At 38.4% G+C, this 8,855-nt stretch carries 5 protein-coding genes; 4 read left to right on the top strand and 1 reads right to left on the bottom strand.

All coding sequences use genetic code 11. From position 1 onward, the window contains the following. Both recD2 and ACW6OJ_RS06595 read left to right on the top strand, forming a co-directional pair. A partial coding sequence (gene recD2 / locus ACW6OJ_RS06600; protein ID WP_456096089.1) for an SF1B family DNA helicase RecD2 occupies positions 1-2,100 on the top strand: 2,100 nt, incomplete at its 5' end. Between the two features lie 100 nt (positions 2,101-2,200). Next, positions 2,201-2,971 carry a ComF family protein gene (locus ACW6OJ_RS06595; RefSeq protein ID WP_293437647.1) on the top strand — a complete coding sequence of 257 codons (771 nt, stop codon included), beginning with the start codon at positions 2,201-2,203 and terminating at the stop codon, positions 2,969-2,971. 308 nt (positions 2,972-3,279) lie between these two features. Here the strand turns inward: ACW6OJ_RS06595 and ACW6OJ_RS06590 are convergent, their stop codons facing one another. Then, positions 3,280-3,819: a folate family ECF transporter S component gene (locus tag ACW6OJ_RS06590; protein WP_293425920.1), complete on the bottom strand. Its 540-nt coding sequence runs from the start codon at positions 3,817-3,819 to the stop codon at positions 3,280-3,282. A gap of 196 nt (positions 3,820-4,015) precedes the next feature. On the opposite strand from ACW6OJ_RS06590, the gene secA reads away from it, so the two are divergent. Both secA and ACW6OJ_RS06580 read left to right on the top strand, forming a co-directional pair. Beyond that, positions 4,016-6,706: a preprotein translocase subunit SecA gene (gene secA / locus ACW6OJ_RS06585; RefSeq protein ID WP_455104663.1), complete on the top strand. Its 2,691-nt coding sequence runs from the start codon at positions 4,016-4,018 to the stop codon at positions 6,704-6,706. Positions 6,707-6,918: 212 nt separating this feature from the next. Next, positions 6,919-8,589, top strand: coding sequence for a sigma-54 interaction domain-containing protein (locus tag ACW6OJ_RS06580; RefSeq protein WP_456096088.1), 1,671 nt, complete (start codon positions 6,919-6,921; stop codon positions 8,587-8,589). Positions 8,590-8,855: the final 266 nt, after the last annotated feature.

The following is an 8,855-nucleotide window of genomic DNA, read 5'->3' as shown; positions in this document are numbered from 1 at the left end:
CTAACTGCCGGCGAGAATATCCTAGTCAAGGGTGAGTGGAAGGTACATGACCAATATGGTAGACAGCTAAATGTAGATTCCTACGAAATTGTGGTTCCTTCTACCATTAGTGGGATACTTTCCTTCCTATCATCAGGTGTGATTAGGGGTGTAGGTGAGAAGACAGCCAAGAGGATAGTTGAAAGGTTTGGTTTAGAAACCCTAAATGTCATACAAAATGAGCCTGAAAGACTCCTTGAAATTGAGGGAATTGGCAAGAAAAAACTCCAGCCCATAATAGAGAGTTACCAGGAAAATATGGGAGTTAAAAATGTAATAGTAGCCCTATCTCCCTATGGGATCAGCCCAAGGATGAGCATGAAGATTTACAAGATTTACGGTGAAAAATCTCTAGATGTAATCAGGACAAATCCCTACCTTTTAGTGGATAGGGTAGTGGGTATAGGCTTTACAATTGCTGATGAGATAGCACAAAAGTCAGGTGTAGAAAAAGACTCAGAATACAGGATAGAAAAGGGAATACTCCATGTCCTGAAAAACTCTATTAATAGTGGACATACCTTTTTGCCAGAGGACCTTGTGAGGTCAGAGTCACAAAAGTTGCTTGACCTCGATATGGACCTAATCGACACTATGATATACGAGATGGCCCTAGAGAGGAAGATAGTGATTGAAAGGCTTGGAGACTACAATATTATATACCTGGCCAAGTACCACAAGGCAGAGGTAGGTGTATGTAATAGGTTAATTAGATTAAACTCCTATGAGCACAGGGACTTAAAAATTGATATAGATAGAGAGATGGAAAGATTTGAAGAGGACCAGTCCCTTTTCCTTGACTATAACCAAAAGCTGGCTGTAAGAGCCGCCTTTGAAAATGGGGTTATGGTACTGACAGGAGGACCAGGAACAGGCAAGACAACCACAATTAATACCATAATAAACCTATTTAACTTAAACAAGAATAAGGTTGCCTTAGCAGCTCCAACAGGGCGTGCTGCTAAAAGAATGACAGAGACAACAGGTAAGGAGGCCAAGACCATACATAGGCTTCTAGAGATGTCCTTCGATACAGATGATAGGTCTATATTTATGAAAAATGAAGAAGAACCCATAGAGGCCGACGTAATAATTGTTGATGAGTCTTCTATGATAGATATATTTCTTATGGATGCCCTATTAAAGGCAGTCTCACCAAAGACCAGGCTAGTCCTGGTAGGCGATGTAGACCAGCTACCATCAGTAGGGGCCGGTAATGTGCTAGGAGATATTATTTCCTCAGGTGTAATTACTACTATAAGGCTGACAGAAATATTTAGGCAGGCCCAGGAAAGCGACATAATAGTTAATGCCCATAGGATTAATAAGGGGCAGGATATTGTTGCCAACAAAAAGGATACAGACTTTTACTTTATAAACAAGGAAGAGGATTCTGAAATACTAGAGGAAATAAAGAGTCTAGTAAAGGGACGTTTACCAAGTTTTTATAAGGTTGATTCCGTCAAAGACATCCAGGTCCTATCGCCAATGCGTAAGGGCTTAGCGGGTGTACATAGCCTAAATATAAACCTACAGGAGACCCTAAACCCTTCAAGGGGTGAAAGGCAGGAGGTTGAGCTTATGAAAAGGACCTTCAGGGTAGGGGACAAGGTGATGCAGATAAAGAACAACTACTCCAAAAAGTGGGAAAATGAAAAAAACACAGACTATGGAGAAGGTATCTATAATGGGGATATAGGATATATCTACCATATAGACAAGCATAACAAGACCATATATGTTCTTTTTGATGAATATAAAATTTTTAAGTACAAGTATGACGAGCTATCAGAGCTTGACCACTGTTTTTGTACAACAGTCCACAAAAGTCAGGGTAGTGAGTTTCCTATAGTTGTTATACCAATGACCTGGGGACCACCTATGCTATTGAGTAGAAATCTCTTGTATACAGCTGTAACGAGGGCCAAGAAGCTGGTTGTCATAGTTGGTAACAAAAAGTATCTAGATTATATGATATCCAATAATATGAACCAGGATAGGCATTCAAACCTGTCCTACAAGCTGACTAGTTTTAAATTAAATTCAATAATTGAAGATTAGAAGCAGGATTTTTCATAGTCGAGGTATAATAAGATAACAAAGCTAGTTTTTTTTATTAGTATAATATTTACGTAATTGCCTCCTAATTAAGGGGGCTTTTATGTTTGAAAAAATTTGGAAAATCATTTTGGATATGGTTTATCCACAGAATTTGAATTGTATATTTTGCCATATGCCAATATCTAGGTCAAATAGGTATTCCATATGTAAAAAATGCCTAGAGAAGATCATTTTTATACACAATTCTTGTGAGTGCTGTGGAAAACCTACCATAAATACCAGCCTGGAGCTTGATAGACCAATAGAGGCTTGTCCCTATTGTCAAGGGAAGAGGTTTTTGTTTGACAGAAATATTAGCTTTATAGAGTATGGAGACTTATCAAAACTCATGGTATTCAAGCTAAAATATAGTGCTAAAACCTATATGGCCAAGATAATAGGAGAAATAATGGCTGACTCCTTACTAGAATCACATCAAGACCTGGTAGCCAGGATGGATATAATCACCTTCGTTCCTCTTAATAAGAAGAGACTAGAGGCTAGGGGCTTTAATCAGGCTGAGAAAATAGGAGCTTACCTGGCAGATCTTATAGGCCTGCCAATGGTAAGCCTAGTAGAAAGGGTCAAGAATACAGACAAGTTACACGGCCTATCATCACAGGAAAGAAGGAGGATGCTGAAAAATTCCTTTAAGCTAAAGGAAGAAGCCAAAGACCTAGTTTATGGTAAGAATATACTTATAGTAGATGATATATTTACAACTGGGGCCACTGTCGATGAAATATCCAAGGTTTTAAGACTAGCAGGAGCCCAAGAGCTAGTATCTTTAACCTTTTTAACAGGAAAATACGAAAAAGATATTGACAAGTAGGGGTTAAAATTATAAACTAAATAAAGTATTTAGGTCTGTGGTTGAAAGTCCAAGCCAGTCGCGGGCAAAAGGATCCACGTAAGCTACTCCTAAAAATTGGAGAGTGAGCATGGCGCGGCTTAGAGGTAAGTCCTGCCGAGAAAATCGAGAGGATTAGTAGTGCGGTAACCCCAAAGCGAAAGTTCCAGCAGGCGAGTGTGGGGTCAAAGACCAGGTCAGCTAAATACAAAAAGCTTTTTACTAGTAGCCACTAGTAAAAAGCTTTTTTCTTTCATAGGATATTTGCTGTATCCCATTTATATTGCAGGCTAGGCAGCCCTAAATTTTTCAAATAACTTATGTTTTTCCATTACCCTACCAAAGGCATAGATAAGACCTACCTTTATAGGTAACATTACTATGAACCTGATTAATCTAGGTATAGCAAATAGCTTTGCACCGTAAAGTATATTTAACCAAATAGGTGTAAGGATTAGGACAGTGATGATACCCTCAATTAAGACACATATAGTTACACGCTTTACTGTTAGCTCCTGCTTATACAAGAAGATACCGAAAATAACTCCTGAAATAATGCTATTTAGGGTAAAGCCTGGGAAAAATGGTCCACTTGGTCTCACTATATACTGGATTATGTCCGAAATACCCCCAACGACTCCTCCTACAAGGGGACCGTATAGCATACCAGTCAAGGCTAAGGCCAAGAAGCTAAAGGATATCTCCATTATATTTGAAAATACAATCCTAAAAAAGTCAATAATTACGGCTACTGCCATCAGCAAGGCTGAACCAGTTATAGTTCTGATATCCCTAAGACTTTCAGATTTTAAGCTAATAGTTTTTTTCAATAAATATTCACCCCTCATTTTAGTTATAATTATGTAATTTAATGTATATTATAAATTACTGCAATATATTCATAATATATTAGATTTAAATAAAAATCAATACTAAAAAATCTTTTAACTATTCAAAACTACGTATTTGTGGTAAAATAGACTATGTACGAATAATTTTGTAAGTAAATAAAAGAGGAGGACGTGAATGAGTTTTTTAGATAGCCTTTTTAATATGGCAGATAAAAAAGATTTAAAGCAGTTTAGTAAGATTGCTGATCAGATAGATGCGGCTGGGGAAAAATATGCAGCCATGACAGATGCAGAGCTTAAGGCCATGACGCCTGAGTTCAAAGAAAGACTAAAGAATGGACAAACACTTGACGATATACTAGTAGATGCCTTTGCAGTTGTAAGGGAAGCTTCAACAAGAATACTAGGTATGAGACACTTTAAGGTCCAGCTAATAGGTGGTATGGTTTTACACCAGGGACGTATAGCTGAGATGAAGACAGGTGAAGGTAAGACCCTTGTTGCCACTTGTCCAGTATACCTAAATGCCCTAGAAGGCAAGGGTGTACACGTTGTAACAGTTAATGACTATCTTGCAAAGCGTGACCGTGATCAGATGGCAAAGATATATGAGTTTCTAGGCCTATCTGTAGGTGTAATAGTTCATGGACAGTCACCTCAGGTAAGAAAGCAACAGTATGATTGTGATATCACATATGGTACTAACAATGAGTATGGCTTCGACTACCTGAAGGATAACATGGTTATACACGAGGAACAGATGGTTCAGAGGGGGCTTAATTACGCTATTGTCGATGAGGTTGACTCAATCCTAGTTGATGAAGCAAGGACACCACTTATCATATCAGGACCTGGAGACAAGTCTACCCACCTATATTCAGATGCTAATGTATTTATACTTACGCTGAATGAGGATGATTATGAGAAGGAAGAAAAGGATAAGGCAGTTTCTCTTACAGAAACTGGTATAAAGAAGGCAGAAGTATACTTCAATGTAGATAACATAACTACTATGGAACATACAGAGCTTTACCATCATATCAACCAGGCCCTAAAGGCCCATGTAATAATGAAGAAGGATGTTGACTACGTAGCCAAGGACGATGAAATTATAATCGTTGATGAGTTTACAGGTCGTTTGATGTTTGGTAGAAGGTATTCTGATGGTTTGCACCAGGCTATAGAAGCCAAGGAAGGCTTGACGATTCAGAGAGAATCAAAGACTCTTGCTACAATTACATTCCAGAACTACTTTAGAATGTATACTAAGCTATCAGGTATGACAGGTACAGCTAAGACTGAGGAAGAAGAATTCAAGTCTATCTACAAGATGGATGTGTTCCAGGTTCCAACTAATAAGCCATTGTTGAGAAAGGACCTAGCAGATTCTGTATATGCCAACCAGTTGGCCAAGTTCAGAGCGGTTGCTAGGGATATAAAGGAAAGACATGAAAGAAAGCAGCCGGTCCTAGTAGGTACTGTTTCAATAGAAAAGTCTGAGTTACTTTCAAGTATATTGGCAGAAGAGGGAATAGCCCACGAAGTATTGAATGCCAAGTTCCACGAAAAGGAAGCAGAGATTATAGCCCAGGCAGGTAGACTAGGTGCCGTTACGATTGCGACAAATATGGCAGGTAGAGGTACCGACATACTACTAGGTGGTAACCCATCATTCATGGCTCTAAAGGAAATGAAGAGGTTAAACTTCACTGACGAGATGATCAACAGGGTAAATTCAGCCAATGAAGTAGCTGGTGTTGAAGACAATGAAGAATATGATGCAGCAAGAAAGACATATAAGAAGTTGTATGAAGAGTATAAGTTGCAGACTGATGCTGAACAGCTAGAGGTTATAGAAGCCGGTGGTCTATGTATATTGGGTACAGAGAGACATGAGTCTCGTAGAATAGATAACCAGTTAAGAGGTCGTGCTGGTCGTCAGGGTGACCCAGGTGAGTCTAGGTTCTATATAGGACTTGATGATGATTTAATGAGACTATTTGGTAGTGAAAGAGTCCAGGGTCTACTTGAAAAGCTTGGTCTTGATGATGAAACTCCAATTGAGCATAGGATGCTTACTAAGTCAATCGAAAATGCACAGAAGAAGGTCGAAGGAAAGAACTTCGGTATCAGAAAGCATGTCCTTGAATATGACGATGTAATGAACAAGCAGAGAGAAATAATCTATGCTGAAAGAAGAAGAGTATTATCTGGAGAGAACCTACAAGACCAGATTCAGATGATGATGAGGGATGTAATTACAGAATCTGTAGCCCTTTATACTGATGAAAAGGAAGAATTTGATCACGCTGGTTACAGGGCTCATATGTATAGAAAGTACCTGCCAGGTGGGGTGATAGATGACCTTAACTTTGCTGAGATGACATCATCTGAAGCTCTTGAAGCTACATATGAAAGGCTATTAGCTCTTTATACAGAAAAGGAAGAGTTTATAGGATCTGAGAGAATGAGGGAAGTAGAAAGAGTAATACTACTTCAGTCAGTAGACAACCACTGGATAGACCATATAGATGCCATGGACCAGCTGCGTCAGGGTATTGGTCTTAGGGCTATAGGTCAGATAGACCCAGTTATAGCCTATAAGATGGAAGGCTTTGACATGTTCGATGAAATGAACAAGCTGATCAGGGAGGATACAGTTTCTTACCTATTTAATATACAGATAGAAGTTCCAGTTGAGAGAAAGGCGGTTGTTGATGTAGATAACCTAGAATCTCCAGATATGGACGGGGTAGACAGAAAGCCAAGCAAGTCTACACCAGAGCATGTAGAGGAAAAGATAGGTAGAAATGATCTTTGCCCATGTGGAAGTGGAAAGAAGTATAAGAACTGTTGTGGTAAGTAGTTTCTAGCATAAGCCAGCAGGAAATAGTATTTAATCACAATTACAAGATGAATAGGCCTAGAATGTAGGTAAATAAGTAAGTTTAAATGGCACAGGTATTTAAGAAATCAAATATCTGTGCTATTATTTATATATAGGTATTTTGCTAGGAAGACCTAGTTTAGATGTATCTATATACATGAGGGCCTCTTAGGCTTAGAAGGGAGAAATATATGGAAAAATCTCTTTTGATTAGTATTACGATGAATATGGATTTACCATCCCTAGTTTCTTATGAGGATGGGACTATCCTCTGTCAAAATAAGCAAATAGGGTCTGTTTGTGATTTTTTGGGTTTAAGAAACCTAGATAATACCAGGCAGCTAGATATAGAAGAGCTATTGGAAAAGACATCGGGTCCCATGTCCTTTAGGATAAGGAACACCTCTCTAATTGGTAAAAAATATGAGGTTTATATAGATGGTAAGGATGTTTGCTACTGGTATATCTTCAATAATGACCTAACTATAGATGCAGGCATAAAGAATGTAATCGAGCATATAGATGAGATAATCGTTGTCTTTAATGAAATGGGTATATTGCAGAAGATGAATAGCATCTGTGACCAGATCCTACCCTTTAAGAGAAAGGATGTCTTGAAAAAGAGTATAGATGAGTTAGTTAAAGATGGCAAAGTTTCAAATCCTGTCATTACTGAGATGATAGAAAAAAAGAAGAAGGTCTATAGGGAGATTGTATACCCAAATGGCAAGGTTATATCCTATACTGCGATTCCCCACTATGATGTAAATGGCAACTTCAAGGGTGGAGTTTTGACAGGCCGTGATGTATCCAGGTTGATAAACCTAGCCAAGATATCTAGTGAAAATAATGAAAATGTAGTTGAATATATCAGTGCCAGTGAAGAGATGAAGCAGGTAAAGGCCATAGTAGAGAGGGTTGCACCTTCAGATGCCTCTATCTTTATAATGGGAGAATCTGGTGTTGGTAAGGAAATAATAGCTAGGAGCCTCTGGTCTAAGAGTAAGAGGTGTAATGGTCCTTTTGTAAGCATTAACTGTGCCTCTATACCTGAGGAACTGATAGAGTCAGAGCTCTTTGGTTATGAAAAGGGAGCCTTTACCGGGGCCAATAAGGAAGGTAAGATGGGGCTTATGGAGGCTGCTGATGGCGGCACCCTATTCTTGGATGAGATAGGAGAGATGCCACTTAAGACTCAGAAAAAGTTCCTGCGTGCCATCCAGGAAAATGCCATAATGAGGATTGGTAGCACCAAGTCCAAGCATATAGATGTAAGGTATGTCTGTGCTACAAACAAGACCCTTGATGAACTGAGGGACGAAAGAATCTTTAGGCAGGATCTTTACTATAGACTAAATGTAATACCAGTAGTTGTGCCACCTCTAAGAGACAGGAGGGATGATATCCTGCCTATTACAGACTATTATATAAACTACTTCAATGAAAGGTATAATAGGAATGTAAGCTTGTCAACTGAGGCCAGGGCTAGGATGGTAGAAAACGACTGGAAGGGTAATATAAGAGAGCTTAAAAACGTGGTAGAGAGACTGGTTATCCTGTCACCACAGGAAAATATCTACCTGGAACAGGTTGAAAGGATTCTTACTCTTGAAAGTAATGAGGATATAATAGAAAGTAAAAAGCTTGAAGAGAAGCCTTCTACTATAAGAGGTGATAGGGGGGATATTAGCCTGGTGATAAAGGATATTATGAATATAGATGATGCCCATAGGCTGGTTGAACAAGAAATCCTTAAGAATGCAGTTAAAAAATATGGAAATATAACTAAGGCTGCCAAGGCAGTGGGTATAAATCCGTCCACTGTGTATAGAAAAATAAAAAGTGGATATATAAAGCTATAAACATCTGAAATGTATTTGTGATATATCTTGAAATCGTTGAAAAATTCTGAAATATAAATAAAAAATCGGCTTGATAGCTATAAATCCATCTACCCTATATAAAAATAATAAAAATTCCCTTTTTTAGGGGATTTTTATTGGTTGTATAATATTTAGCGTTGGTGAGAGAAAAAATTCTCTCCCAACGCTAAATTTTTTGCAAAAAAATAGGAACACACATCAAATCTCGTGTATAATTTAAATCGCACAAAATAAAAAACAAGGAG

This window comes from Peptostreptococcus sp. (assembly GCF_977045075.1).
The sequence above is the reverse complement of the archived record's forward strand: the minus strand, read 5'-3'. Positions and strand labels throughout refer to the sequence as shown.